Source organism: Taklimakanibacter deserti (assembly GCA_003574785.1).
On record QORU01000008.1, the window covers coordinates 350,389 to 373,199 of the forward strand.

A 22,811-nucleotide genomic window follows, 5' to 3' on the forward strand; every position below is an offset into this window, starting at 1 on the left:
GGGCTTTCGAGCCTGATTTTGACGAGCCGCTGCAGCCTGAGCGTAATGGCATGCTGAGCTACGTGCCCTATGCTTTTGGCGGCGCCATGCTGATCGCGAGCTTTGCCTTTGCCGGCCACTATATGGGCCGCAATGCCGTAGCTCACAGCCTCGTCGAAGAAGAGCCGCAAGTGGCGACATCCTCGCCGGTATCGACCTTGATCCAGAAGGGTTCGCTGATGCCGAGCGATGCGACCCTTGATCTCGTCAATCTGCCGATCATCCGCGAGCAGGAAGTCGTTTCGACCAGCAAGGGCGACTATATCGAGCCTGAGCCCGACGTGCCGGAAGCGCCGGAAGCGGTGGTGAAGCACGAGCCGGAAAAGATCGAGAAGCGTCTCGCTTTGACGCCGCCGGTGTGGAAGATGGAATCGACCTTCAAGCTCAAGCGCAACGAGAAGCAGAAGGTCGTCGCCCAGCGCCGCATCCGTATGGCTGAGGAGAACTGCCTCGCCAAGGCCGTTTATTTCGAGGCGCGCTCCGAATCGGAGCTGGGCCAGCTCGCGGTGGCGAAAGTCGTTCTCAATCGCGTCAAAGACCCGAACTTCCCCAAGACGATCTGCGGCGTCGTCTATCAGGGCTCCGATCGGCGCAATTCCTGCCAATTCTCCTTCGCTTGCGACGGCGTCGCCGACGAAGTGAAGAACAAGGCGGCCTGGGAAAACTCCAAGCGCGTCGCCCAGAAGGCCATCGACGGCGACCAGACCATTCGCGTCATCGGCGCGGCCACCAACTACCATGCCGATTATGTGCGCCCGCGCTGGGCCAAGGAAATGCGCAAGCTCATCAAGATCGGCCGCCACATTTTCTATTCCGACAGCTAGTCGACCGCCCCGAGGGCATCGCCCCGCCCCCTGAATTGACGAAAAATCCATTCAGCATTGGCCTCTAGGCCCCTTGTCCCTGGCGCAATACCATGGGAGACTTAGCCTCGGGGAAGGGGTCGATTCAGAACCGTCTCGTTCCCGGAGGCTGGCTGAGATTTGGGGCGGGGATGATTCGATTGGCGGAAGGCTGCAAAAGCGGGTCCACGGGCTTTCTCACTGCGCTGGGCGGTGCGATGGCGCTCCTCTGCTTCACGACGCCGGTGCTCGCCGGTGAGAAGAGCGATCCTTATGCCTTCACCGTCTTTGCCGGCAAGGGAACGGACACCGACTTTTTTTCGGCCTTGACCCAGCCCTGGACGATACATTTTGTCGATCTGGGTATCGTGGGTGCTGCTGTGTCCGCTCGGGTCGGAACGGTGAACGAGCTGACTGGCTGGGATCTCGGCAGCATCGGCGATGATTTTTCCATCGACCTGGAAACAGGCGCCGCATACCGCTTCGGCGATGAATGCGGCGATGAATGCGGCGATGAAGAGATGGGCGAGTTCTGGGGCGCGATTTACCTTCGCTATGACGGATTTCCGTGGAACGACACGATCTATACGACGATCGCGGCCAACACGGGCGTCAGCTACATCACCCATACGTCGGAATTTGAAAAAGGCCGGAGCGACGGCCAGAGTTCACAGCTGATGCACTATCTGACGCCCGAGATCACCTTTGCCGATCCCGACGACAAGAATGTCGAGTGGCTGGTCCAACTCCATCACCGCTCCGGTGTTTTTGGCCTCTTCGATGGCGCATCGGGCGGGTCGACCTTCGTCACGACCGGCCTTCGCGTGCATTTCCAATAGGATTTAATCCGCGCTGCCGGCAATCGACTGCCCGCCGATGCTCGCCTTGCGCGCATAGGCGATGAAGCGGAGCCCTTGCAGCCTGCCGGTCGCCAGCACCGGCACGAACAGCGCTTCATCGGAAGCACCGGACTTGACCGGCGCGAACCAGATGTCGAATTTGGACGGCACGCCGCCTCTCTTCTTGTACTTGACGGCCGGCCGGCCGCCGACCGGCGTGTAGGTCATGCTGCATTTGAAGGCGGGGCCGCGATAGGCGCCCGGGCTGTCTTTGCCGAGCTTCACTTCGCCGGCGAGAGCGAAGCGGAGCTCATACACTTCCCGCCCGTCGACCACTCTTTCGACGCTCTGGCAGGGCTTGCCCGCCTGCAGTGCCGTCATGCGCAGCAGCATGGACAGGGGATCGACGAGCCCGGTGGTGAGTGCCGGTGCCAGCAGGGCCTCGTCCTCCTTGTCCCTGGGAGTGGTCTTGACGGCCGGAGGATCTTCGCTCGGCCAGCTCACTTCGAGGACCTTTTCCGCATTCTTCTTGTCCGCTTTTGAACGGTAATGCTGTGGCTTGAGGCCCTCGCCGTCGAAGGCGCCGGACGAGGTCATGTCCATCTGGTAGTCCGAGAACATGCTCGCCAGGCCCTTGGTCTTGATCGAGGCTGTCGACTGATAGGCCGTGTCGGAAAGTGTGGCCTTGTAGGCAATGTGCATCGCCGACATGCTGCCGACCTCGACCTCATAGGAGATCGCGATCTGGTTCTGCGATGCCGCGCCGAGCTTGCCCGGCAGGGCGAACGCCGTGATTGCCAGCGCCAGGCACGCAACTTTCATCCTGTTCGGCGAAACGGCCGGTCTGTTCAACATTGATGCCATCCAGTGATTGATGTCCCATTAGCTCCATCGGCTAACTCTGTGACAAGATTTTGGTGCATGTCCGGGATGCCGATTTCTTGATTTTGCCGCTTTGTCTTTTACACCCGATTTGCCTAAGCTTGTCGGCAATGGGAGAAAAACATGGCGATTTCGCAATATGACGACAGCAAATGGTGGACCTATCTCGACGGCAAATGGCATCAGGGCAATCCTCCCATCATGGGGCCGTGGAGCGATGCATCCTGGCTAGGTTCCGCCATATTTGACGGTGCGCGCGCCTTCGAGGGCGTGACCCCAGACCTCGATCTCCATTGCCAGCGTTGCGAGCGTTCAGCCTTGGCCTTCGGCTTGGAACCCCTGAAGGCGGGCGCCATCGAAGAACTGGTGCGCGACGGCATCGGCAAGTTCCCCAAGAATACCCCCCTCTATCTGCGCCCCATGTTCTGGGCGGAGACGAACTTCCTCGATGCGGGACCGATCGAGACACGCTACTCGATCTCGGTCCATGAATCGGCCATGCCGTCGACCAAGGGCTTCTCCGCCGGCCTCTCATCCTTCCGCCGGCCGTCTTACGAATATGCGCCGACCGATGCCAAAGCGGCCTGCCACTATGCCAATTCCGCTCGCGCCATACGCGAAGCGCAAGGTAGGGGTTTCGACAATGCGGTATTGCTCGATGCCGTGGGCAACGTGTCCGAATTCTCCACGTCCAATCTCTTCCATGCCAAGGACGGGGAGGTGCACACGCCGATCCCCAATGGCACGTTGTTGAACGGCATCACCCGCCAGCGTGTCATCAAGCTCCTGCGCAAGGCGGGCGTCACGGTGCATGAGCGCGCCGTCCCCTGGCGCGATGTGCTCGCGGCCGATGAGGTATTTTCCACCGGCAACTATGGCAAGGTCATTCCCGTCACTCGCATCGAGACGCGTGATCTGCAGCCCGGCCCGCTCTTCAAGAAAGCGCGCGAGCTCTATTGGGAATTCGCGCATGGCGGCTGAAGGAGCCAGCTCCCCCTCTCCCGTTGCGAAGCAATGGGAGAGGGTGCCCGATAGGGCGGGTGAGGGCTCTTTGTCTCAGTAAGTCATATTCGTTGAGATTAGAGCGCGCTGCGCGAAAGAGCCCTCATCCGCGCTTTGCGCACCTTCTCCCATTGCTTCGCAACGGGAGAAGGGAAATGATGGGAGGGGTCTTACAAATTCCATTTTGCGATAGCCCTCCCCGTTAGCGGACGATCATCCCGCAAGCTTACGGAAAAACGCCTGCATCTCGTGGTCTGGAATGAAGGGTTCGGGCGCCTCAATCCTGCGGCGCATTTCTATCTGTTGAGTTTCGCTGAGCCGTATTGAAGCCTTGGCTGCCTCGGAAGCTTGGTCGCATGTCATAGCGTCATCTTCCACTGGAAGATGACGCCCTCATAGGCCTCTTCGCCGCGCCCGATGGCGTCGATCGCGTCCACCATGCGGCCTTGCCGGCCCATGATGTCGTCGGCGAAGGCGACGATGCGCCGGTTGGGGGTCGCCACATGCGAGAGCGAGCGCAATTGCTGGGCGAGCCGCCATTCATCGACTTGCGGATTATAGAGGCACATCGCGGTGAAGGCCGACGCCGTCGAGCGGCTGATGCCGGCCCAGCAATGGATGAGCATCGGATCTTCGCCCTGGCGCGCTTTCAGGAAGGCGATGAGCGTCTCGACATGATCGGACGCGGGCGCGGTCAGGCCTTCGGACGGCGCGAGGATGTCGTGAAAAGTGAGCTTGAGATGGTTGGCATCGGTGATGCCGGAGAAGCTGCGATGCGGCGTCTCGGGGCCGAGCAGGCTCACGACGTGGCTGACCTTGTGCTTGCTGACCAGAAGCTGTACGGCGGCGAGCGGGCTGACGATGATTTCCATGATACCTAAAGAAGTTGCTTGAATTTGCGCACATATGCCGCTTCCGCGTCATTGGGCGCAAGGGGGCGCAGCGCATGGAAGCTCTTGGTACCGTCGAGCCCTGAGGGGCGGCCGAAGAATCTTGCCGCCTCCTCCAGGCTAAAGCCCGCGAGCTGGGTCGCTTCGAGATAGGCGGCGATCTGATCGGCCTTCTTGATTTTCCTGGCCAGGAGCTCAGTGGTCTTGGGCGGCAGGCCAAACCGCAGATGAATGGCGGCGAGCAGCTTGTTCTCGAAGGCTTTGTAATCGACGCCGAGGGCCGCCTTGAACGGCGATATCATGTCGCCGATCACATATTCCGGCGCATCATGGAGGAGGGCGGCGAGCCTTGCCTGGCGATCGAGATTGTCCTCGGCATAGACGACCAGCGCCTCGACCAGGAGGCAATGCTGCGCCACCGAGAAGGCATGCGGACCCTTGGTCTGGCCGTTCCAGCGCGCCACGCGCGCCAACCCATGGGCGATGTCCTCGATCTCGATGTCGAGCGGCGAGGGATTGAGCAGATCGAGCCTGCGGCCCGACAGCATGCGCTGCCAGGCGCGCGGTTCCTCTGTCCGGCGTCTTGCCATTATTTCGATTTCGGCCGCCGGCTGTCCCGGAACGCGCCATGGCGGTGGCAGGTGACCATATGATCGTCGACGAACCCGCAGGCCTGCATCACGGCATAGACGATGGTGGGACCGCAGAAGCGGAAGCCGCGCTTCTTCAGGTCCTTGGCGATCGTTTCGGCCAGAGGCGTGGCCGCCGGCACGTCCTTGGCAGCGCGGAAGCGGTTCTGCAGCGGCTTGTCGCCGACGAAATTCCACAGATAGGTCGAGAAGTCCTGATGCTCCGAGAGCTTGAGATAGGCTTGCGCATTGCTGACGCTGGCCTCGATCTTGAGCCGGTTGCGCACGATGCCTTCGTTCTTCATGAGGCTCTGCAGCTTACGGGGCTGGTAGCGCGCCATGATTTCGGGATCGAAGCCGTCGAAGGCTTTCCGGAACGCGTCGCGCTTGCGCAGGATCGTGATCCAGGAGAGACCGGCCTGGAAACCGTCGAGCAGGAGCTTTTCGAACAGCGCGCGCGAGTCATATTCGGGCACGCCCCATTCATCATCGTGATAGGCCATATAGACCGGATCGGTTCCACACCAGAAGCACCGGCTGATGCCGTCTTCATGCTTGATCACGGAGTCATTGGCTTTGGTCATTCGTCGTCTTTCGGCAGGGCGACGTCGAATCGCGCCCAGCCCGGCTTTCTAACATAGATGGGCCCCGCTTCTGTCAGCAGTCCCTCTTGCGCCCCGACCGCGTCCTTCAGCCGGTCGAGCCGGATCAGAGCGAGGGCGTCCCTGTCGGAGGAGGAAAGCACGGTGCCGATGGTCTTGCCGTCCGCTGTGACGACGCTGCCTTTGGCCGCGCTACCCTTGGGACTGTAGACGGGCACGATGCGGTTGCGCGCCGTGCCGCGATGCTCCATGCGCGAGACGACCTCTTGGCCGATGAAGCAGCCTTTCTTGAAGCTGACGGCGCCCAGCTGGTCGAGATTGGCCTCATGCGGGAATAATTCGCCCGAGCCGATATCCTCGTCGGTGTCGGCGATGCCGAGCCTGATGCGCCCGCCGCGATAGGCTTCCGCATCGCCTTGGGGCAGATCGCCTTTGCGGGCAATGAGGCGGGCGCCCAGTTGAGCCGCGCGCGGGTCGGTATAGGAGAGGCCATTGGCAGGCTTCACGGGGGCGATGCCCACGTCCTCGTCGCTGTCGCTCAAGCTGACCTTGGCGCGCAATTTGTAGAAGCTGAGGCGCTTGAGGAGATCGGCCTTTTGCGCCTTGGAGCAGTCGATCGCATAGCGCCCGTTCTCGGCCAGGATGAAGAAATCGAACAGGATCTTGCCCTGCGGCTGGAGGAGCGCCGAATAGGTCGCCTGGCCCGGCTCGAGCGTATCGATATCGGCGGTCACCAGGTTCTGCAGGAACTCCTTCGCCCCTTCACCCGCAACCGAGATGACGGCACGGGAAGGAAGCCTCTGGGTGGCAAAGGGCAGGCGTTGCATGGATATTGCACCTCCGGGGCTCAACATCTACGAATGCTCACCGTTCTATTCAAGGAGCCGTGATGCCCGCCACCTATGATCTTGTTTTGAAAGGCGGAACTGTCGCCAACCACGACGGCGTGGCGGTCCGGGACGTGGCCGTCAGAGCGGCGCGGATCGCGGGCCTGGGCAGTTTTCCGGCGGAAGCGGCCGGGACGACCATCGATTGCAGCGGACTCCATATCCTGCCCGGGGTCATCGACAGCCAGGTCCATTTCCGCGAGCCCGGGGCTGAGCACAAGGAAGATCTCGAAACCGGGAGCCGCGCCGCGGTGGCGGGCGGTGTCACCGGCGTCTTCGAGATGCCGAACACCAAGCCCCTCACCACATCGGCCGAGGCCCTGGCCGACAAGATCGCACGCGCCACCAATCGGATGTTCTGCGACTTCGCCTTCTATATGGGCGGCACGCGCGAGAATGCGCGGTTCCTCCCCGAGCTCGAGCGCCTGCCGGGCTGTGCCGGGACGAAGGTGTTCATGGGCTCTTCCACGGGCGATCTCCTGGTCGATGACGATGCCGGGATCGATCTCATCCTGTCGCAGGTGAAGCGCCGCGCCGCCTTCCACAGCGAAGACGAGTTCCGCTTGCGGGCGCGCAAGAACGAGCAGCGCGCCGGCGACGCCGCGAGCCACCCGGTCTGGCGCGATGCCGAAGCCGCACGTCTGTGCACCGAGCGCCTGCTGAAGCTCGCGCGCCGGCATGGCAAGCGCGTCCATGTGCTGCATGTCTCGACGGCGGACGAGATGCCGCTGCTCGCCGCCAATAAGGACTTGGCGACCGTCGAGGTGACGCCCAATCATCTCACCCTCGTGGGACCCGAGGCCTATGAGAAGCTCGGCACCAAGGCGCAAATGAACCCACCGGTGCGCGACCGGCATCATCAGGAGGCGATCTGGCGGGCGCTGCTCTCCGGCATCGTCGATGTGCTGGGCTCCGATCATGCGCCCCATACGCTGACCGAGAAGGAAAAACCTTACCCCGAATCGCCCTCCGGCATGACCGGGGTCCAGACGCTGGTGCCGATCATGCTCGACCACGTGAACAAGGGCCGTCTCACGCTCGAGCGTTTCGTCGATCTGACGAGCCATGGTCCGGGCCGCATTTTCGGCATTGCCGGCAAGGGCCGGATCGCCGAGGGTTATGACGCCGATTTCACCATCGTCGATCTGAAGCAGCGCCAGCGCATCACCAATCGATGGATGGAGAGCCGGGCCGGCTGGACGCCCTATGACGGCGTCGAGGTTCAGGGCTGGCCCAAGGGAACAATCATCCGTGGACGGCGCGTGATGTGGGAAGGCGAGATATTGGGGCCGGCCCAGGGCCAACCCATCGCTTTCATGGAAGCACTCCCCTCTGTATAACCTTTGGATAAGGGGATTTCATGAATCGACAATTTCGCGCCATCCTGATCAGCAAGACGGACAAGGGCCAGTCCCTCGCTTTCGTGACTTTCAATGAAGACGATCTGATGCCGGGCGATGTGACCGTCGCCGTCGAGCATTCGACCGTCAACTACAAGGACGGCCTCGCGGTCACCGGGCGAGCCCCGATCATCCGGCATTTCCCGCTCATTCCGGGGGTCGATTTTGCCGGCACCGTCACCGCCTCGGGCCATCGCCTGATCAAGGCGGGCGACAAGGTGATTCTCAATGGCTGGGGCGTCGGCGAGAGCCATCATGGCGGCTATGCCGGCCTCGCCCGCGTCAAGGGCGACTGGCTGGTGCCCGTCCCTGAGAACATGACCACGGCCGACACCATGGCGATCGGCACGGCAGGCTATACGGCCATGCTCTGCGTCATTGCGCTGGAGCGCCAGGGGGTGAGGCCGGAAGACGGCGAGATCCTGGTCACCGGTGCGGCGGGCGGCGTGGGGTCCATTGCCATCGCTCTCTTGGCGAAGCTCGGCTATCGCGTGGCCGCCTCGACCGGCCGGCCCGAGGAAGAGACCTTTCTGAGGAAGCTGGGCGCCACTCAGATCATCGACCGCGGTGAGTTCGCAGGGCCGGTGAAGGCGCTCGCCAAAGCGCGTTTCGCCGGGGCCGTCGATGCGGTCGGATCGACGACGCTCGCCAATGTGCTCTCCCAGATCAACCCGGAAGGTGCGGTGGCCGCCTGCGGCCTCGCCCAGGGCATGGATCTGCCGGGTTCGGTGGCGCCTTTCATCCTGCGCGGCGTCAAGCTGATCGGTATCAATTCGGTGACCGCCTCGCCGACACGGCGCGCCGAGGCCTGGTCGCGCCTCTCGCGCGATCTCGATCTCGCCAAGCTCAAGGACCTCACCAGCCATGCCCGCCTCGATGATGTGCCGGCGATCGCCGCCGATATCATTGCCGGCAAGATCCGCGGCCGTGTGGTCATAGACATCTGATGGATCCCGAGCTCATCGCCATTGGTGTGGCCATTGGCATCGCCGTCACCGCGCCCCTGGGGCCGGTCAATCTCACCGTGATCCGCGCGGCGCTGCGCGCCGGCATGGGCGGCGGCATGGCGGCGGCGTCGGGCTCGATGGCGGGCGATGCGCTCTTCGCGACGCTCGCCGCCTATGGCGTGCGCTGGGTGGAGGACTGGGTACATGCCCATTCGACCGTGATCCAGATCGCGGGCGGCCTGCTGCTCATCTTCATCGGCATCCGCACCGCGATGCATCATGTGAAGGATGCCGAATTGTCGCTGTCCGATCTCGGCCGCGGCGCCTATGTGCGCAAGTCCCTGACCTGCCTGTTCCTCACCATCACCAATCCCGGCGCGCTCCTCGGCTTCTTCGCGATCTTCAGCGGGCTCGGCGGCGTGCTCGATCTCGGCAGCGTGCCCTACCGGCCGTTGAATGCAATCGTTGGCGTCATCCTCGGCACGCTCATCTGGTGGAGCTTCGTCACTTATCTCGTCACCCACATCAAGGGCCGCGTCACCAGCTACACGCTGGTCAGGCTCAATATCTGGGCCGGCGTCGCCATCGCCGTCTTCGGCATCGTCATCCTCGGCAATCTGGTGCTGAGCTATTTCGGCTAAAAAACTCCCTGCCACGCGCCGTGAGGCGTGGGGGAGGGTGGCGCAAAGCGCCGGGTGGGGTTCTACTTATTCGCCGCGATCGCCATTTGCACATCGCGTTCACGCTTCTTCTCTGCCCGGTACATGATCCAGCCGGCAATGGCGACGCCGCCGCCGACCAGGACCACGATGATGGTGGCGAGCGCATTCATGTCGGGCGTGACGCCGAGCCGGACCTTCGAGAAGATGTAGAGCGGCAGCGTCGTCGTTCCGGGGCCATTGGTGAAGGCGGTGATCACCACATCGTCGAGCGACAGCGTGAAGGCGAGCAGCCAGCCGGCGACGATGGCGGGCGCGATGATCGGCAAGGTCACGTCGAAGAGGACGCGCAAGGGCTTGGAGCCCAGGTCCATTGCCGCTTCCTCGACCGAGCGGTCCATCGAGGCGAGGCGCGACTGCACCACCACCGTCACATAGGAGAGCGAGAAAGTGATATGGGCGAGGGTGATGGTGGTGAAGCCGCGGCCATTGGGCCAGCCGATCAGATATTCAAGCCCGATGAAGAACAGCACCAGCGAGATGCCGGTGATGACTTCCGGCATCACCAGCGGCGCCGAGACCAGCCCCGAGAACAGCGTGCGGCCGCGGAAGCGCGCGAAGCGGGCGAGCGCCATGCCGGCCATGGTGCCGAGAATGGTGGCGATGGTGGCGGAGAGGAAGGCGATGCGCAAGGAAAGCCAGGCGGCATCGAGCACTTGTTGGTTCTCGACGAGCTTGCCGTACCATTCCGTCGAGAAGCCGCCCCACACGGTCGCCAGCCGCGACTTGTTGAAGGAATAAAAGATCATCGAGGCGATCGGCACATAGAAGAAGGCGTAGCCGAAGATCAGGACGACGATGAGGAAATAGGGGCGGCGCTTCATCTCGCACCGCCTTCGCTGCGCGCCTGAAAGAAGTTGTAGATCATGATCGGGATGACGAGGATGGCGAGGAGCGCCACCGCGACCGAGGACGCGACCGGCCAGTCGCGGTTCTGGAAGAACTCATCCGCCAGCACCCGGCCGATCATCGGGCTGTCACCGCGGCCCATAAGGGAGGGGATGACATATTCGCCGGTCGCCGGGATGAAGACCAGCATGGCGCCGGCGACAATGCCCGGCACCGACAAAGGCAGCGTGATGTCCTTGAACACCTGCCAGGGTTTGGAGCCCAGATCCATCGCCGCTTCATCGAGGGTGCGATCGAGCTTCTCGAGCGTCGCATAGAGCGGCAGGATCATGAAGGGCAGGTAGGAATAGACGATGCCGAGCACGACGGCGAAATTCGTGTTCATCATCTGTATGTGGTCGCCTTGCACCCAGAAGGGAAAAAACGTGCTGAGGATCGAGGTCAGGCCGTGGTTGAACCAGCTGTTGTTGCCGAGGAGCCCGATCCAGGCATAGACGCGCAACAGGAAGGAGGTCCAGAAGGGCAGGATCACCAGCAGCAGCAGCACGTTGCGCCAGGTGCCCGAGGTGCGCGCGATGCCAAGCGCCATCGGATAGCCGATGAGGAGCGCGAAGAAGGTCGAGATCACCGCGATCTTGAGGGCGTTGAGATAACCTTGCCAGTAGATGTCGTCCTCCGTCAGGAAGACATAATTATCGAAAGTGCCGAAAGGCCAGCTGTCGCTCCACACGACCGGCGGGATAGCGACCTGCGACGTGCCGACGCTGATGGCGAGCACGATGAGGAAGGGGGCGACGAAAAAGAAGACGAGCCACAGATAGGGAATGGCGATGATGGCCTTGCGCCAGGCCTCGCGGTCGAGCCATTGCCGCCAGGTCGTGGCCTTGGGCAGGTGGCTTTCATCGCCTTGCGCGGCTGTGGAAGCGGGAGCGAATGCGGCCATGGGCTACTCCGTCAGGATGATGACGGAAGAGGGCGCGAAAGTGAGCCAGACATCGTCCTCCCACACTGCCACGCGCTCGGCTTCGCCGGCCCGCCGGTTGTTGACAGCATTGACGCGCACCATGGTGCCGGAGGCGAGCTTCACCCGATAGAGCGAATCCTTGCCGAAATAGCCGAGATCCATGACCTTGCCGGCAATGGCGTTGCCGGCCGCCTTGGCGCCGGGCTTCTTGCGCTCGATGGCGATCTTTTCCGGCCTGACCGCGATCGTGACCTTGGCGCCATTGGTGAGGGGGCCGTCGTGATCGACGGCGACATCGGCGCCGAGGCCGGGCGAAGCGACGGTGACCTTGTTCTTGGCGGAGGATTTCACCTCGCCGTCGAAGATGTTGATCGATCCGATGAAGTCGGCGACGAAGCGGGTCCTTGGGAATTCATAGATCTCGGTCGGCGTGCCGATTTGCCGGATGATGCCCCGGTCCATGACCGCGATGCGGCTCGCCAGCGTCATCGCCTCTTCCTGATCGTGGGTCACGACGATGAAGGTGACACCGAGCTTGTCCTGGATGTTGATGAGCTCGAACTGCGTCTGCTCCCTGAGCTTCTTGTCGAGGGCGCCCAGGGGCTCGTCGAGCAGCAGTACCTTGGGCTGCTTGGCAAGCGCCCGCGCCAGCGCCACGCGCTGGCGCTGGCCGCCCGAGAGCTGGTGCGGCTTGCGCCCGGCCAGCGGCGTCAACTGCACGAGATCGAGCAGCTGCTTCACCCGGTCCTTGCGCTGGCTGTCGGTCATCGCCTCATGCTTGAGGCCATAGCCGACATTCTTCTCGACCGTCATATGCGGGAACAGCGCATAGGATTGGAACATCATGTTGACCGGCCGTTCATAGGGCGGCATGTCGGTCATGTCCTCGCCATCGAGATAGAGGCGTCCTTCGCTCGGCATCTCGAAGCCGGCCAGCATGCGCAGCAGCGTGGTCTTGCCGCAGCCCGATCCGCCGAGCAGCGCGAACAGCTCGCCCTTGAAGATATCGAGGCTGACATTGTCGACGGCGGCGAAGTCGCCGAATTTCTTCGTCACCTTCTCGATGCGGATGTAGGGTTTTGCCTTTTGATCGAGCCAGGGCCTATCGCTGCTGCTCGAGGTTTTCGTCTCGACATCCATAATTCTCATCCCTCGCTTTCAACGTGAAAACCCGACATCTTTCGATGCCGGGTTTGTGCGCTGGGGAATTATGAGCCCGACTTTATCTTGTTCCAGGCCCGGGTGCGTATCCGCTCGCCTTTCTGCGACAGCATCTTGGGCACGAACAGCGTCTTCATGATGTCATCGCTCGGATAGACGGCCGGATCTTCGAGCACGCCCTTGTCGACGAACTTCTTGGCCGCCAGATTGGCATTGGCATAGTTGGTGAAGTTCGTGCATTTGGCGATGACTTCCGGATCCATCATGTAGTTCATGAATTTGTAAGCCGCCTCCTTGTTCGGTGCGTCCGCCGGAATGACCAGGACATCGAACCAGGCAGGCGATCCTGAGGACGGCACGTTGTATTCAAGCTTGAGCTCAATACCGGCCTCCTTGGCTCGGGTCGCCGCCGTCGCATAGTCGCCCGACCAGGTGCCGGACACGCACAGTTCCTTGTTGGGCAGCGCGTTCAAATAATTCGCGGAGTCGAATGTCTTGATATATTGCCGGATCGGCTTGAAGGCCTCGACCACCGCATCATAGTCCTCCTGCTTCTCGGAATCGGGATCGCGCCCGAGATATTTGAGGACCATCGGTATGATGTCGCCGGGGCTTTCCAGCATGTTGATGCCGCAATCGGCGAGCTTGGAGATGTTATCCGGCTTGAAGATCGTGTCGAGCGACTTGAGATCGGCATTGGGCAGCCGCTCCTTCACCATGTCGACATTATAGGTCGTGCCGACGGTGCCCCACATATAGGGTACCGCATATTGATTGCCCGGATCACGGTCGGCGAGGACCTGCATGATCGCGGGATCCATATTGGCGATATTGGGCAGCTTGGATTTGTCGAGCTTTTCGAAGGCGCCGCTCTCCGTGAAGCGCGGCAGGTTCACCGAGGCAATGTCGATGACATCATAGCCGGTCGAGCCCGCCATCACCTTGGCTTCGACGGTCTCGGCCGAATCATAGGTGTCGTAGACGACTTCGATCCCGGTGGCTTTCTTGAAGTCTTCGAGCGTCGTCTCGCCGATATAGTCCACCCAGTTATAGACATGGACCTTGCCTTCCTCGGCCCTGGCCCTTTTGACGAAGGGCATGGCGAGGGACGTGGCCCCGATAAGCTGGATCGCAGAACGTCTGGTAAGCTTCATTATGTTTACTCCCTATGTGCCGGCTCTTTCCGGCCGGTTCATTGAATGGACATTCAATACTAGTTCGGCCCAATCGTCCCCTCAAGCCCCCGTTTGATCAGGGAACGTGCGATAATCAGCCGCTGGATTTCGCTGGTGCCTTCCCAGATCCGGTCGACCCTGACCTCGCGCAGGAACCGCTCGGCGACATTTTCGCGCATATAGCCGCGCCCGCCGAAGATCTGCACCGCCCGGTCGGCCACCCGGAAAGCGGCTTCCGACGCGAAGAGCTTGGCGATGGAGCAGCGCGCATGCAGCGATTTGAGATTCTCGCCGCGATCATGGGCGGCGGCCGCTTCATAGGTCAGGAGCCGCGCGGCATGGAGATCGAGCACGCTGTCGGCCAGCATCGCCTGGATCATCTGGTGGTCGGCGATTGCGCTGCCGGAGACGATGCGGTTTTTGGCGAAATCGGTTGCGTCCTCGATGAGCCTCGCCATGGCGCCGCAGCAGCGGGCCGCGATCAGGAGCCGTTCGCGCCGGAACCAGGAATGGGTGAAGCCCATGCCGTCGCCTTCGGCGCCGATCCGGTCGCGGGCCGGAACGGCGACATCGTCGAAGCGCAGGATCGGATGATGGTGGTTGTAATTATGGGCATAGGCGGGCGAGCGCGCGATGGTGACGCCCTTGGCGTCGGCGGGACAGACGAACAGGCAATGCTCGCCCGCATGAGGGCCATCCGCGAGCTTGGCCTGGACCACCATGTGGCTCGCGAGATTGTGGCTGGTGACATGCCATTTCTCGCCGGTGATGGTGTAAGTGTCTCCTTGGCGCCGCGCCGTCGTCGCGATATTGCCCGGGTCTGAGCCGGCATTCTCCTCGGTGATGGCATAGCACAGATGGATCTCGCCGCGCGTGACCGGCATGACGATGCGGGCGATCTGGTCTTCATTGAAGGCCTCGAACATCCACCCTTGCGCTTCGCCATAGCACCAGCCCAGCGCATTGGTCACGCGCCCGAACTGCTCGACGATGGCCGTCTGGGTCAGAATCGGAAGAGCAAGGCCGCCGCGCTCCTTGGGGACGTCCATCACCGTCACCCCCATCGCGATGCACGCTTTCTCATGCGCCTTGCGTGCCGCCTCGGGGATGCGGCCGTCATTCATTTCCGCTTCGACTTCGTAAGGCTTGAGCTCGCGGTCGACGAAATCCCGAGCCTTGTCACGCCAATGGACCGCCTCCGGCGGCAAAGTGAAGGTCATGATGGTCCGGCGGCTGGATAATGCTTGGGAAAGAAGGCATGCAGGCAGGCGGCGATCGTCTGCTTGGCGTCGTCGAGCGAATAGGGTTTGGCCATGGTCATGAGATCGAGCCACAGGCCTTCGAGCAGGGCATCGAGGGCACGCGCAATGAGCTCAGGCGCAAGCGGATAGCGGCCTTTCTTGATGATCGCCCGGCAGAGATCGAGGACGATCGCCGAATATTCCTCGTCATTCGACCCGCAATGTTCGAGATAGGTCGGCCGGCTTTGCGCCTCGGCCCAGAAGGCGCACCAGGCCGCGAGCTTGCGGGGTGAGCAGATCTCGGGATTGAAGTCGGAGAACAAGAGCGCGCGCAAGCTCATCGCCGGGTCGTCGCCGCCCGCCGTCAACGCCTTGTGCCAGTTGGCGCGATATTCGTCGGCGAGATATTTCAGCGTCTCGACCAGGAGCTTCTCCTTGGTCTCGAAATGGAAATTGACGATGCCGCTCGACAGGCCCGCCGCCTTGGCGACATCCAGCATGGTGGTGCCGGAATAGCCCTTGCGCGCCATCACATCGATGGTGGCTTCGATCAATTGCTGGCGGCGGATTTCCTTCGACGCCTTGCGGCCGATGATGGTGGTTTGTTCGAGCGTGGCCATTAAGCGGGCTTCTGTCCTCTGAGATGCGTCGGACAATGCTCTCCTTTGTCGAGGACCACAAGCATCTTGCCCCAGATGTCGATATTGTGGTCGACGAAATCCTTGCCCAGCCGCTCCGCCGCCTTGCCATAGAGCGGCCCCTTCATCTGCGCCAGCTCCTGACGCGCCGTTTGGCGATACCAGTCGTTGCGATTGGCGACGGCGATGTTGCCGAAACCGGCTTCCGTGAGTGCCGCCCGATAGCGTTGGGGCGAGGCCATGCCAAAATCGAGTCCCTCTACGGCAACATAGGCCTTCATTTCGGGCGAAGGATCGCCGTCATGGCCGATGAGCCAGTCCGACGCCGCGAACCAGCCGCCGGGCTTGAGGATGCGGAAGACATCGCGCATCAGCGCATGCTTGTCGGGAATATGGACGACCGCATCCTTGCTGAACACGATGTCGAAGCTTTCCGGCGGGAAGGCGAGCGGCCCTGGCCAGACCTTCACGAAGCCGCATCTTCCGGCAAGGCCTTTGGCTTCAGCGCGGCGGCGCGCCGTCGTCAGCACGGTGTCCTCGACATCGATGCCGGTCACATAGCTGGCGCCATGCGTCTCGATGAGAAGGAAGTCGACCCCGCCGACCCCACAGCCGATATCGAGAACGGTCTTGCCTTGGAAATCGATGCCGTTGATCACGGTGGCGACTTCCTCCGGGCCGCCGGGCGACAGCCAGCCTTCCCCCCAGACAAGCTCCAGCATGCCGATGAGTTGTCCGGAATAGAGTTCTCCGCCGGTGCCGTGGTCGGCCATAAGCTCCTTGATCCGCTTTTGCGGGCGTCAAGCTATGGCTATTCTGGCTGAATAGTCAATCAATGATCGACTATCGGCCTTTCATTCAGGCATTCCGGCCAGCCGGAGGCCTTCTTTCCACCTTACGAAATCTTCCGGCCGCATGGCCTGGTATGTGGAGATACGGGAAATGCGCAAGGTGGGGTTGATCTGCCGAATACTTGCCATGGCCTTGCGCGCCTGATCGTTGCGTCCGGCAAGGGCGGCACAGATGGTGATAGAAACGAGCGGATACAGAAGAGGGTGCCTGAACCGCAACGAGGCTTCCGCGCAGGCGAGCCCCTCCAGATAGTTGCTGGCGACGAAATGCGCGAAGGACATGGCGCATTGGCGGCTGAAATCCTGCGGGTCGTTCGGGCTCAGGCGCTTGGCATAGGCGAGGCGCTCGAGGGCGAGGGCAGCTTCGCCCTTGGCAGCCTTGACCCATCCGCTGAACAGCCAGGCTGAAGCGAGATTGGGATTGAGGGCAAGAGCCCTTTCGACATAGGCATCGCCGTCATCGACATTGCCGCAGAGATCGGAGAGGGCGAAGCCGGCAGAGCTCAGAGCGACGGCATCATCGCGGCCGAGCTCGGCCGCTCTCCTGGCCAGCCGCTCGGCTTCGGCGATTTCCGCCACGTGGTCGCTCATCCAGCCGCTGGAATTGCGGGCGACATAGGTGCGCGCCGCCAAGCCGTGCGCTGTCGCAAAATTGGGATCGAGCTCGATCGCGCGATAGAAATGGGTCAGTGCCGCATCATTGCCCTCGCGTGTCCATTTATGCAGATTGGCAAGACCGCGCAGGAAATGATCGTAAGCGTCGAGACTGTCGGTTGGCTTGCGCTGGACCCGGTCGATTTCGGCTTGTACCAGCCGGGGTGAAATCTCACCGACCACGCTTGCGGTCATCTGATCCTGCAGGGAAAAAATGTCTTCGAGACGTCCCTCGAAACGGTCCGCCCAAATATGGGCGCCCGTGGCTGCGTCGATGAGCTCGCCGGTTATACGGACCTTGTCGGCCGATTTGCGCAGACTGCCATCAAGCACGTAACGGACCCCAAGCTCGCGCCCGATTTGCTTCACATCCACGGAACGGCCTCTATAGGCAAAGCTCGAATTGCGGGCGATCACGAAGAGCCAGTGGAGGCGCGACAGAGCGACGATGATTTCCTCCACGACGCCATCGGCAAAGTAGTCCTGCCCGGGATCGCCGCTCAGATTCTGGAACGGCAGGACCGCAATAGACGGTTTGTCAGGCAGGACCGGCGCGGAATTTACCGCCACCGTCATGTCCGTCCCGGGCGCCGGCTTTGCCTGCCCACGCTCCAAGAGCCGTTGCCGCAGGATTTCGATGTCTCGACCCGGTGCGATTCCCAGCTCGCTTCGGAGCAGATTCTGACACGCCGAATAATGTTGCAAGGCAAGCCCGTCTTCGCCGGTATCGGCATAGGATTGCATCAGGGCGAGATGCGAGAATTCCTTGAGCGGTTCGATCTCGACAAGCCGTTTGGCGAGCCGGACTCGCGCCGATCCATTCTCCATGCCCCACAATTTCTCGAAGGTCGCGACTGCCAGGTCGTGCAGCGCGGCGCGTTTCGAAGTGATCCATTCCTCAAAGGCGGGGTCGTCGATCGTCGTGTCTTCAAGCAGCGGCCCTCGATAAAGTGAAAGCGCGGTGCGCAGGCTTTCAGCCTTCTCCAGGCGGGCGAGCTCCTGGAAGACAGCGGCATCGGTTTCGACATGAGCCGGATCGAGGGAAACCCTTTCGTCATCGATGCTCACACACGAGGCGTAGACCGGTCCCAAATCCTTGCGCAGAGACGCCAGTGCCTGACGAAGGCTGCTGCGCGCCTGGGCATCGCCGCGGTCGCTCCACAGAAGATTGGCAAGTCGCTCGCGCGGGATCGATGGGGAGAAAGCTAGGAGCGCGAGAAGGCCCCGGGATTTCTTCGCCGAAATGACCACAGGCAGATCTGCCCGGTCGCGGACCTCAAAGCTACCCAGGAGACCCAGTTTGAGAGATGCCATGACGGCTCTGCGCCCAAAGATCCGCCGAACCAGCGGTTTTTACGCCCCGCGTCGATTTATAACGCAGATTCACGCGCGTTTCACGTGGCAGAGACGCCAGAATACGGCGCCTTTTTCTAGTCTCATCGGCACAGACATGGGCTGAAAGGCCGGTCTGAAACGGCAGACTGAGCAGAGGTGAACACTATGAGCAAGATATTTCCTGCGCTGCAGCCAAAGAGCTCGTTCTTCCGCAACGGACTTGGGCTCGTATCTTCCACGGTTTTGGCAGGGCTTCTGGCGATTGATCGGAGCATTGCCAGGCATCGCGAAGAAGCGATGCTCCGCGCTCTCGACCGGCGCTTGTTGGAGGATATCGGCTTTGAGCCGGCGCCCACGGTCGAGAGCAAACCGGACCATGCAAGCCGCAGCGACTTTGCCCCTTTGCGCGTATTGTTCGGCTGGACGCGCTTTGTCAACTGAGCGGCATCCTATGTGAAGCCTCGACTAAATCTCGAGATGCTATCGCCCATCGAGCAGAAATCGTCCTCTCGGTGGGCGTATTCTGGATGACCCCTCAGGCGGTCTTCCGGGTGAGCGTATGAGCGGCGGATTCGAAGAACAGCGCCTGGCTGATCACCGCCTTCACCGTTTCCGGCTGGAAGGGCTTGGTGATCAGGAAGGTGGGCTCCGGCCGCTCGCCGGTCAAAAGCCGCTCCGGATAGGCGGTGATGAAGATCACCGGTAGCTCGATATTCTGCAGGATCTCGTTCACCGCATTGATGCCTGAGCTGCCGTCGGCAAGCTGGATGTCGGCCAGCACCAGTCCGATGCCGCCTTTGCGGGCGATGGCCACGGCCTCGTTATGGGTGCGGGCGATGCCGGCCACATCATGGCCGAGCGAGCGGACGATATGCTCCACATCCATGGCGATGATGGGTTCATCCTCGATGATGAGGACATTGGTCGCGATCTGCTCGGCGATCTCGCGGCCGGCCTGGGTCAGGAGCTCGTCGAACTCCTTCTCGTCGACGTCCAGGATGGCGGCGGCCTCGGCATTGCTGAAATCCTCGATGGAGAGGAGCAGGAAGGCCTGCCGGGCCGGCGGCGTGATGATGTCGAGCTTGTTGTCGATATCGTGATCGAAAGGCCGGCTTTCGGATTTCTGGCGGTTGATCCTGAGCGAGTGCCAGATCTTGGTGAAGACCTTGTAGAGCGCCACTTTAGGATTTAATTCATGATCAAAGGAAGATGGATCGGCAAGCAGGGATTCAATGACTGCCGCGACATAGGCGTCGCCCGATTTCTGGTTGCCGGTCAGCGCCCGCGCATACCGTCTAAGATACGGAATATGCGGGGAAATTTTCTGTGCAATGGCCATGCCTATCCCTCTGTCCCTGGTCGAATTTGGCAGCGTAGCAGCTGGTTTTCAACGTTTCGCGGCCGCTCCGGTTCCTCGCCTCGCAAAAAAGTTCCGCCCCTAGGAAACCCTGGGGGGAAATGGGAGTTATCGGCATGTGGTGACGACTACAAATCGGAAGGGGTGCTGCTGAGGCAGGCCGAATCATGAATGTCGAACGATGACGCCGAGGCGGCTGGTGGCCGTCCCAATAAAACAGGAACAAAGCCCGTGCTCGACCGCCAGATCCAAGCTCATATCGGCCGGAAATTGAAGGCCGTATACGACGAGGTCGCGGCCGAACCGCTGCCCAAGGAAATCATGGATTTGCTCGAGAAGCTGGAAAGTCGTTCCAAGGAATGAAGCTCAATCCGCAAATAACCGAAGAGATGCTGAAGTCGATCAGGTCGTTGCGCGCCTTCGCCGTTTCGCTGTGCGGCCGCACCGATCTCGCCGACGACCTGGTTCAGGAAACCATCGTCAAGGCCTGGTCCAATCTCGACAAATTCGAGGAGGGCACCAATCTCCAGGCCTGGCTTTTCACGATCTTGCGCAATCACTATTACTCCGAGATCCGCAAACGCCGGCGCGAGATCGAGGATGTCGAGGGCCGCTATTCGGCAACGCTCGCAACCCACCCCGCCCAGTATGGCCATCTCGACATGGCCGACTTCAAGGCGGCGATGCAGAAGCTCCCGGATGATCAGCGCGAAGCTCTCATCCTCGTCGGCGCTTCCGGCTTCTCCTACGAGGATGCCGCCAAGATCTGCGGCGTGGCGATCGGCACCATCAAGAGCCGGGTCAATCGCGCCCGCACCCATCTGGCCAAGCGTCTCAATATCGAAAGCACCGCGGATATCGGCCCCGATCACACATCGGAGGCGACTTTCTCGCAATTGCGCCAGGGCGGCTCCGGAAAATCGGATTGAGGTCCGCAATCTAGGGAAAAGGCCCGCGAATTCGCGGGCCTTTTCTCTAACTCAGGAGCTTTCCGTCATCGCTTGCCAGAGCCTTGCTCGGGGCTGAGAGCCTTGAGTGCTCTATGGATTTCCGGGAGCTGGTTGCGTTCGCGGCCGCGCTCGTCCGACATGTTCTCGTCGTCCGATTCGAGCAGCCTCTTGGCGTCGAGTTCCCAGTTCTGAAGCACTTTGATCTTTTCTTCGCGCGACAGATCCTTAGCCTCGACCACCGCCATGGGATTGGGAAACATTCGTGACGGATCGGCGATCGCCTCATTAACGACCGATTTTGTCATTGCTGTACCCTTTCAGAATGTTGTTTAATATCAACGTAGGGATCGAGGCAGGGTTCCCAGGCGCTTCCCGCCAGGATTGTCGCCCGCGAGACGTTTGCGTCAGATCGCGATCACTTCGGATCGTTTGCAATCGGAAGTGATGAACGTGATCGCCTTTTACTTGCCGGACCAGGCAAACCGGAAGGACGTGCGAGAATGTCTTCAACCAGCCGCATCAGGGCGCTGATGACGAATGGCAGTTTCTGGCGGCTGCGCGAGGAGATGAGCAGCGCGGCGCTGCTCCTGGGACTGGGGCTCCTGCTCCTGGTGGCGGCGATCTCGACCTATCTCTCCTGGGACACGTCCTATCGAAGCGCCTTGGCGCGCAATGCCAATGAGATCCGTGTCGCCAGCCTCGAGCTTCTCAATGCCGTGCAGAACGAGGAGATCGCGGCCAGGGAATTCCTGGTGACCGGCGATGACGCATCGCTCGCGGCCCATGATCGCAGCGAGGAGAGCTTGGGCGGCAAGCTCGCCAATCTCGCCGCCCTGACCGAAAAGGCAGGCCGTCATGCTGACGCCCTCCGCACGATCGGCGACCAGATCGCCGCGCGGTCAGCCCGCTTCAAGGAAGCCGTGGACGATCGCCGCGCGAGCGGCCTCGATGCCGCCTTCAACGAGGAGTTTCACAATGTGAGTGAAGCATCCCGCGACGAAATGGGCGGCCTGCTCCGGCAGATCGCCAATGCCGAGATGATCAATCTGGTGCAGAGCCGCAGCGACTCCGAGACCGGACGCTGGTGGCAGACGGTCGGCTCGGTGACATCATTCCTTCTCTCCGGTCTGCTGTGCGTGGGCGCGCTGTTCCTGCTGCGCCGGCGCGTCAATCTGCTCAAGGCCAGCGAACGGGTCCTCGCCGCCTTCAACGCGCAGCTTGAGATGAGCGTGCGCCAGAGGACACACGAATTGGAGGCGGCCAAGAGCGATATCCAGCGCGAGAAGGACCGGGCCGAGGCCTTGCTGGCGGATCTCAATCATCGGGTGGGCAACAGCCTGCAGATCGTGTCGTCCCTTCTCGGCATGCATGGGACGCGGGTCAAGAGCCAGGAAGCCCGCGACGTGATCGAGGCGGTGCGCGGCTGCGTCCATGCCATCGCCTCGGCGCAGCGCCGCGTGCGTCTCAGCGGCGCCAACGATCTCGTCGAGGTGAATCATTTCCTCGACACTCTGATCCAGGATTTGCGCTCGGCGCTCGGCGGAAATGAACACGTGACCATCAATCTGAAGGCCGATGAGGTCGTGGCGCCGAGCCATGATGCGGTGAGCATCGGCGTCATCGTCACCGAGGCGATCAACAATGCCATCAAATATGCCGGCAGCGCGGGAGGACCGCTCGGCATCGCGGTCACGCTGGAGGGCGATCAGGCCAAGAAGCTCCAGCGTGTCACCGTGGAGGATGATGGTGCGGGCTATGACGACAGCAGCAGCCAGGCCGGGTTCGGCAGCCAGATCACCGAAGCGCTGTCGATGAGCCTGCGGGCGCAATTGACCCGCAGCCACGTCCTTCCTGCGGGACCCCGGCGTGGAACCCGCATCCAGCTCGACTTCACCAAGGATGCCCTCGCGGCCTGACGTCTGATTGATCCGGCCGGCGGCAATCTCAGGCGATCGTCA

Annotated in this window: 25 protein-coding genes; 10 read left to right on the forward strand and 15 right to left on the reverse strand. The window is 61.7% G+C overall.

The annotated features are described in order from the left end of the window. Nucleotides 1-50: 50 nt before the first annotated feature. Together DS839_RS19000 and DS839_RS19005 are read left to right on the forward strand one after the other, a co-directional pair. Nucleotides 51-863, forward strand: coding sequence for a cell wall hydrolase (locus tag DS839_RS19000; protein ID WP_119272018.1), 813 nt, complete (start codon nucleotides 51-53; stop codon nucleotides 861-863). Nucleotides 864-1,042: 179 nt separating this feature from the next. Continuing rightward, nucleotides 1,043-1,720 (forward strand): hypothetical protein, encoded by a 678-nt coding sequence (locus DS839_RS19005; RefSeq protein WP_162918659.1) that lies wholly within the window; start codon nucleotides 1,043-1,045, stop codon nucleotides 1,718-1,720. Nucleotides 1,721-1,723: 3 nt separating this feature from the next. Here DS839_RS19005 and DS839_RS19010 read toward each other — a convergent pair whose 3' ends face one another. Beyond that, nucleotides 1,724-2,575 carry a DUF3108 domain-containing protein gene (locus DS839_RS19010; protein ID WP_162918660.1) on the reverse strand — a complete coding sequence of 284 codons (852 nt, stop codon included), beginning with the start codon at nucleotides 2,573-2,575 and terminating at the stop codon, nucleotides 1,724-1,726. A gap of 150 nt (nucleotides 2,576-2,725) precedes the next feature. On the opposite strand from DS839_RS19010, the gene DS839_RS19015 reads away from it, so the two are divergent. Continuing rightward, entirely contained in the window at nucleotides 2,726-3,583 is an 858-nt protein-coding gene (locus tag DS839_RS19015; RefSeq protein ID WP_119272021.1) for a branched-chain amino acid aminotransferase, read from the forward strand. A 380-nt stretch (nucleotides 3,584-3,963) separates the two neighbouring features. Here the strand turns inward: DS839_RS19015 and DS839_RS19020 are convergent, their stop codons facing one another. Genes DS839_RS19020 through ygfZ form a run of 4 tightly spaced genes read right to left on the reverse strand, consistent with a single transcriptional unit; the run spans nucleotide 3,964 to nucleotide 6,552 of the window. Then, entirely contained in the window at nucleotides 3,964-4,476 is a 513-nt protein-coding gene (locus DS839_RS19020; protein WP_368911729.1) for a tyrosine phosphatase family protein, read from the reverse strand. A 5-nt stretch (nucleotides 4,477-4,481) separates the two neighbouring features. Beyond that, nucleotides 4,482-5,084: a YfbR-like 5'-deoxynucleotidase gene (locus DS839_RS19025; protein ID WP_119272023.1), complete on the reverse strand. Its 603-nt coding sequence runs from the start codon at nucleotides 5,082-5,084 to the stop codon at nucleotides 4,482-4,484. Then, nucleotides 5,084-5,707, reverse strand: a complete 624-nt coding sequence (locus tag DS839_RS19030) for a DNA-3-methyladenine glycosylase I (RefSeq protein ID WP_119272024.1) — start codon at nucleotides 5,705-5,707, stop codon at nucleotides 5,084-5,086. Before DS839_RS19030 ends, DS839_RS19025 begins: the two co-directional genes overlap by 1 nt. Then, nucleotides 5,704-6,552, reverse strand: coding sequence for a CAF17-like 4Fe-4S cluster assembly/insertion protein YgfZ (ygfZ, locus tag DS839_RS19035; protein WP_162918661.1), 849 nt, complete (start codon nucleotides 6,550-6,552; stop codon nucleotides 5,704-5,706). The genes DS839_RS19030 and ygfZ overlap by 4 nt, the downstream gene beginning before the upstream one ends. A 62-nt stretch (nucleotides 6,553-6,614) precedes the next feature. Between ygfZ and DS839_RS19040 the strand changes: the two genes are divergently transcribed. Genes DS839_RS19040 through DS839_RS19050 form a run of 3 tightly spaced genes read left to right on the forward strand, consistent with a single transcriptional unit; the run spans nucleotide 6,615 to nucleotide 9,600 of the window. Then, nucleotides 6,615-7,952 carry a dihydroorotase gene (locus tag DS839_RS19040; RefSeq protein WP_119272026.1) on the forward strand — a complete coding sequence of 446 codons (1,338 nt, stop codon included), beginning with the start codon at nucleotides 6,615-6,617 and terminating at the stop codon, nucleotides 7,950-7,952. Nucleotides 7,953-7,972: 20 nt separating this feature from the next. Continuing rightward, entirely contained in the window at nucleotides 7,973-8,959 is a 987-nt protein-coding gene (gene acuI, locus DS839_RS19045; protein ID WP_119272027.1) for an acrylyl-CoA reductase (NADPH), read from the forward strand. After that, the gene (locus DS839_RS19050) at nucleotides 8,959-9,600 is read left to right on the forward strand and encodes a LysE family translocator (RefSeq protein WP_119272028.1); all 642 of its coding nucleotides are present in this window, start codon (nucleotides 8,959-8,961) and stop codon (nucleotides 9,598-9,600) included. The genes acuI and DS839_RS19050 overlap by 1 nt, the downstream gene beginning before the upstream one ends. Nucleotides 9,601-9,662: 62 nt before the next feature. On the opposite strand, the gene DS839_RS19055 is transcribed toward DS839_RS19050, so the two are convergent. The 8 genes from DS839_RS19055 to DS839_RS19090 form a co-directional block, all read right to left on the reverse strand. Beyond that, complete coding sequence (locus DS839_RS19055; RefSeq protein WP_119272029.1) at nucleotides 9,663-10,502, reverse strand: ABC transporter permease subunit; 840 nt, start codon at nucleotides 10,500-10,502, stop codon at nucleotides 9,663-9,665. Next, the gene (locus DS839_RS19060) at nucleotides 10,499-11,470 is read right to left on the reverse strand and encodes an ABC transporter permease (RefSeq protein ID WP_119272030.1); all 972 of its coding nucleotides are present in this window, start codon (nucleotides 11,468-11,470) and stop codon (nucleotides 10,499-10,501) included. The genes DS839_RS19055 and DS839_RS19060 overlap by 4 nt, the downstream gene beginning before the upstream one ends. A gap of 3 nt (nucleotides 11,471-11,473) precedes the next feature. Beyond that, nucleotides 11,474-12,631 (reverse strand): ABC transporter ATP-binding protein, encoded by a 1,158-nt coding sequence (locus DS839_RS19065; protein ID WP_119272031.1) that lies wholly within the window; start codon nucleotides 12,629-12,631, stop codon nucleotides 11,474-11,476. 68 nt (nucleotides 12,632-12,699) lie between these two features. Beyond that, entirely contained in the window at nucleotides 12,700-13,806 is a 1,107-nt protein-coding gene (locus DS839_RS19070; RefSeq protein ID WP_368911730.1) for a polyamine ABC transporter substrate-binding protein, read from the reverse strand. Between the two features lie 59 nt (nucleotides 13,807-13,865). Further along, entirely contained in the window at nucleotides 13,866-15,047 is a 1,182-nt protein-coding gene (locus DS839_RS19075; RefSeq protein WP_119272033.1) for an acyl-CoA dehydrogenase family protein, read from the reverse strand. Then, nucleotides 15,044-15,688 (reverse strand): TetR family transcriptional regulator C-terminal domain-containing protein, encoded by a 645-nt coding sequence (locus DS839_RS19080; protein WP_119272034.1) that lies wholly within the window; start codon nucleotides 15,686-15,688, stop codon nucleotides 15,044-15,046. The genes DS839_RS19075 and DS839_RS19080 overlap by 4 nt, the downstream gene beginning before the upstream one ends. Further along, the gene (locus DS839_RS19085; RefSeq protein WP_119272035.1) at nucleotides 15,688-16,479 is read right to left on the reverse strand and encodes a methyltransferase domain-containing protein; all 792 of its coding nucleotides are present in this window, start codon (nucleotides 16,477-16,479) and stop codon (nucleotides 15,688-15,690) included. The genes DS839_RS19080 and DS839_RS19085 overlap by 1 nt, the downstream gene beginning before the upstream one ends. Nucleotides 16,480-16,560: 81 nt before the next feature. Next, on the reverse strand, nucleotides 16,561-18,525 hold the full coding sequence (locus DS839_RS19090) for a BTAD domain-containing putative transcriptional regulator (protein ID WP_119272036.1): 1,965 nt from the start codon (nucleotides 18,523-18,525) through the stop codon (nucleotides 16,561-16,563). A gap of 186 nt (nucleotides 18,526-18,711) precedes the next feature. Here DS839_RS19090 and DS839_RS19095 point away from each other — a divergent pair, with 186 nt between their 5' ends. Beyond that, entirely contained in the window at nucleotides 18,712-18,987 is a 276-nt protein-coding gene (locus tag DS839_RS19095; protein WP_119272037.1) for a hypothetical protein, read from the forward strand. A gap of 94 nt (nucleotides 18,988-19,081) precedes the next feature. Here DS839_RS19095 and DS839_RS19100 read toward each other — a convergent pair whose 3' ends face one another. Beyond that, nucleotides 19,082-19,885, reverse strand: coding sequence for a response regulator (locus DS839_RS19100; RefSeq protein WP_119272038.1), 804 nt, complete (start codon nucleotides 19,883-19,885; stop codon nucleotides 19,082-19,084). A 189-nt stretch (nucleotides 19,886-20,074) separates the two neighbouring features. Here DS839_RS19100 and DS839_RS19105 point away from each other — a divergent pair, with 189 nt between their 5' ends. Continuing rightward, nucleotides 20,075-20,266, forward strand: a complete 192-nt coding sequence (locus tag DS839_RS19105; protein WP_119272039.1) for a NepR family anti-sigma factor — start codon at nucleotides 20,075-20,077, stop codon at nucleotides 20,264-20,266. Further along, the gene (locus DS839_RS19110) at nucleotides 20,263-20,832 is read left to right on the forward strand and encodes a sigma-70 family RNA polymerase sigma factor (protein ID WP_119272040.1); all 570 of its coding nucleotides are present in this window, start codon (nucleotides 20,263-20,265) and stop codon (nucleotides 20,830-20,832) included. The genes DS839_RS19105 and DS839_RS19110 overlap by 4 nt, the downstream gene beginning before the upstream one ends. Nucleotides 20,833-20,897: 65 nt before the next feature. Here the strand turns inward: DS839_RS19110 and DS839_RS19115 are convergent, their stop codons facing one another. Further along, entirely contained in the window at nucleotides 20,898-21,158 is a 261-nt protein-coding gene (locus DS839_RS19115) for a hypothetical protein (protein ID WP_119272041.1), read from the reverse strand. A gap of 195 nt (nucleotides 21,159-21,353) precedes the next feature. Between DS839_RS19115 and DS839_RS19120 the strand changes: the two genes are divergently transcribed. Continuing rightward, the gene (locus tag DS839_RS19120; protein WP_119272042.1) at nucleotides 21,354-22,769 is read left to right on the forward strand and encodes a sensor histidine kinase; all 1,416 of its coding nucleotides are present in this window, start codon (nucleotides 21,354-21,356) and stop codon (nucleotides 22,767-22,769) included. The last annotated feature ends 42 nt before the right edge of the window (nucleotides 22,770-22,811 follow it).

Excerpts from the sequence above, each read along its gene's own strand:
- DS839_RS19000 (WP_119272018.1), top strand. The coding sequence starts at position 51 with ATGCTGAGCTACGTGCCCTATGCTTTTGGCGGCGCCATGCTGATCGCG.
- DS839_RS19010 (WP_162918660.1), bottom strand. The coding sequence starts at position 2,575 with ATGTTGAACAGACCGGCCGTTTCGCCGAACAGGATGAAAGTTGCGTGC.
- DS839_RS19015 (WP_119272021.1), top strand. The coding sequence starts at position 2,726 with ATGGCGATTTCGCAATATGACGACAGCAAATGGTGGACCTATCTCGAC.
- DS839_RS19020 (WP_368911729.1), bottom strand. The coding sequence starts at position 4,476 with ATGGAAATCATCGTCAGCCCGCTCGCCGCCGTACAGCTTCTGGTCAGC.
- DS839_RS19025 (WP_119272023.1), bottom strand. The coding sequence starts at position 5,084 with ATGGCAAGACGCCGGACAGAGGAACCGCGCGCCTGGCAGCGCATGCTG.
- DS839_RS19030 (WP_119272024.1), bottom strand. The coding sequence starts at position 5,707 with ATGACCAAAGCCAATGACTCCGTGATCAAGCATGAAGACGGCATCAGC.
- ygfZ (WP_162918661.1), bottom strand. The coding sequence starts at position 6,552 with ATGCAACGCCTGCCCTTTGCCACCCAGAGGCTTCCTTCCCGTGCCGTC.
- DS839_RS19040 (WP_119272026.1), top strand. The coding sequence starts at position 6,615 with ATGCCCGCCACCTATGATCTTGTTTTGAAAGGCGGAACTGTCGCCAAC.
- acuI (WP_119272027.1), top strand. The coding sequence starts at position 7,973 with ATGAATCGACAATTTCGCGCCATCCTGATCAGCAAGACGGACAAGGGC.
- DS839_RS19050 (WP_119272028.1), top strand. The coding sequence starts at position 8,959 with ATGGATCCCGAGCTCATCGCCATTGGTGTGGCCATTGGCATCGCCGTC.
- DS839_RS19055 (WP_119272029.1), bottom strand. The coding sequence starts at position 10,502 with ATGAAGCGCCGCCCCTATTTCCTCATCGTCGTCCTGATCTTCGGCTAC.
- DS839_RS19060 (WP_119272030.1), bottom strand. The coding sequence starts at position 11,470 with ATGGCCGCATTCGCTCCCGCTTCCACAGCCGCGCAAGGCGATGAAAGC.
- DS839_RS19065 (WP_119272031.1), bottom strand. The coding sequence starts at position 12,631 with ATGGATGTCGAGACGAAAACCTCGAGCAGCAGCGATAGGCCCTGGCTC.
- DS839_RS19070 (WP_368911730.1), bottom strand. The coding sequence starts at position 13,806 with ATGAAGCTTACCAGACGTTCTGCGATCCAGCTTATCGGGGCCACGTCC.
- DS839_RS19075 (WP_119272033.1), bottom strand. The coding sequence starts at position 15,047 with ATGACCTTCACTTTGCCGCCGGAGGCGGTCCATTGGCGTGACAAGGCT.
- DS839_RS19080 (WP_119272034.1), bottom strand. The coding sequence starts at position 15,688 with ATGGCCACGCTCGAACAAACCACCATCATCGGCCGCAAGGCGTCGAAG.
- DS839_RS19085 (WP_119272035.1), bottom strand. The coding sequence starts at position 16,479 with ATGGCCGACCACGGCACCGGCGGAGAACTCTATTCCGGACAACTCATC.
- DS839_RS19090 (WP_119272036.1), bottom strand. The coding sequence starts at position 18,525 with ATGGCATCTCTCAAACTGGGTCTCCTGGGTAGCTTTGAGGTCCGCGAC.
- DS839_RS19095 (WP_119272037.1), top strand. The coding sequence starts at position 18,712 with ATGAGCAAGATATTTCCTGCGCTGCAGCCAAAGAGCTCGTTCTTCCGC.
- DS839_RS19100 (WP_119272038.1), bottom strand. The coding sequence starts at position 19,885 with ATGGCCATTGCACAGAAAATTTCCCCGCATATTCCGTATCTTAGACGG.
- DS839_RS19105 (WP_119272039.1), top strand. The coding sequence starts at position 20,075 with ATGTCGAACGATGACGCCGAGGCGGCTGGTGGCCGTCCCAATAAAACA.
- DS839_RS19110 (WP_119272040.1), top strand. The coding sequence starts at position 20,263 with ATGAAGCTCAATCCGCAAATAACCGAAGAGATGCTGAAGTCGATCAGG.
- DS839_RS19115 (WP_119272041.1), bottom strand. The coding sequence starts at position 21,158 with ATGACAAAATCGGTCGTTAATGAGGCGATCGCCGATCCGTCACGAATG.
- DS839_RS19120 (WP_119272042.1), top strand. The coding sequence starts at position 21,354 with ATGTCTTCAACCAGCCGCATCAGGGCGCTGATGACGAATGGCAGTTTC.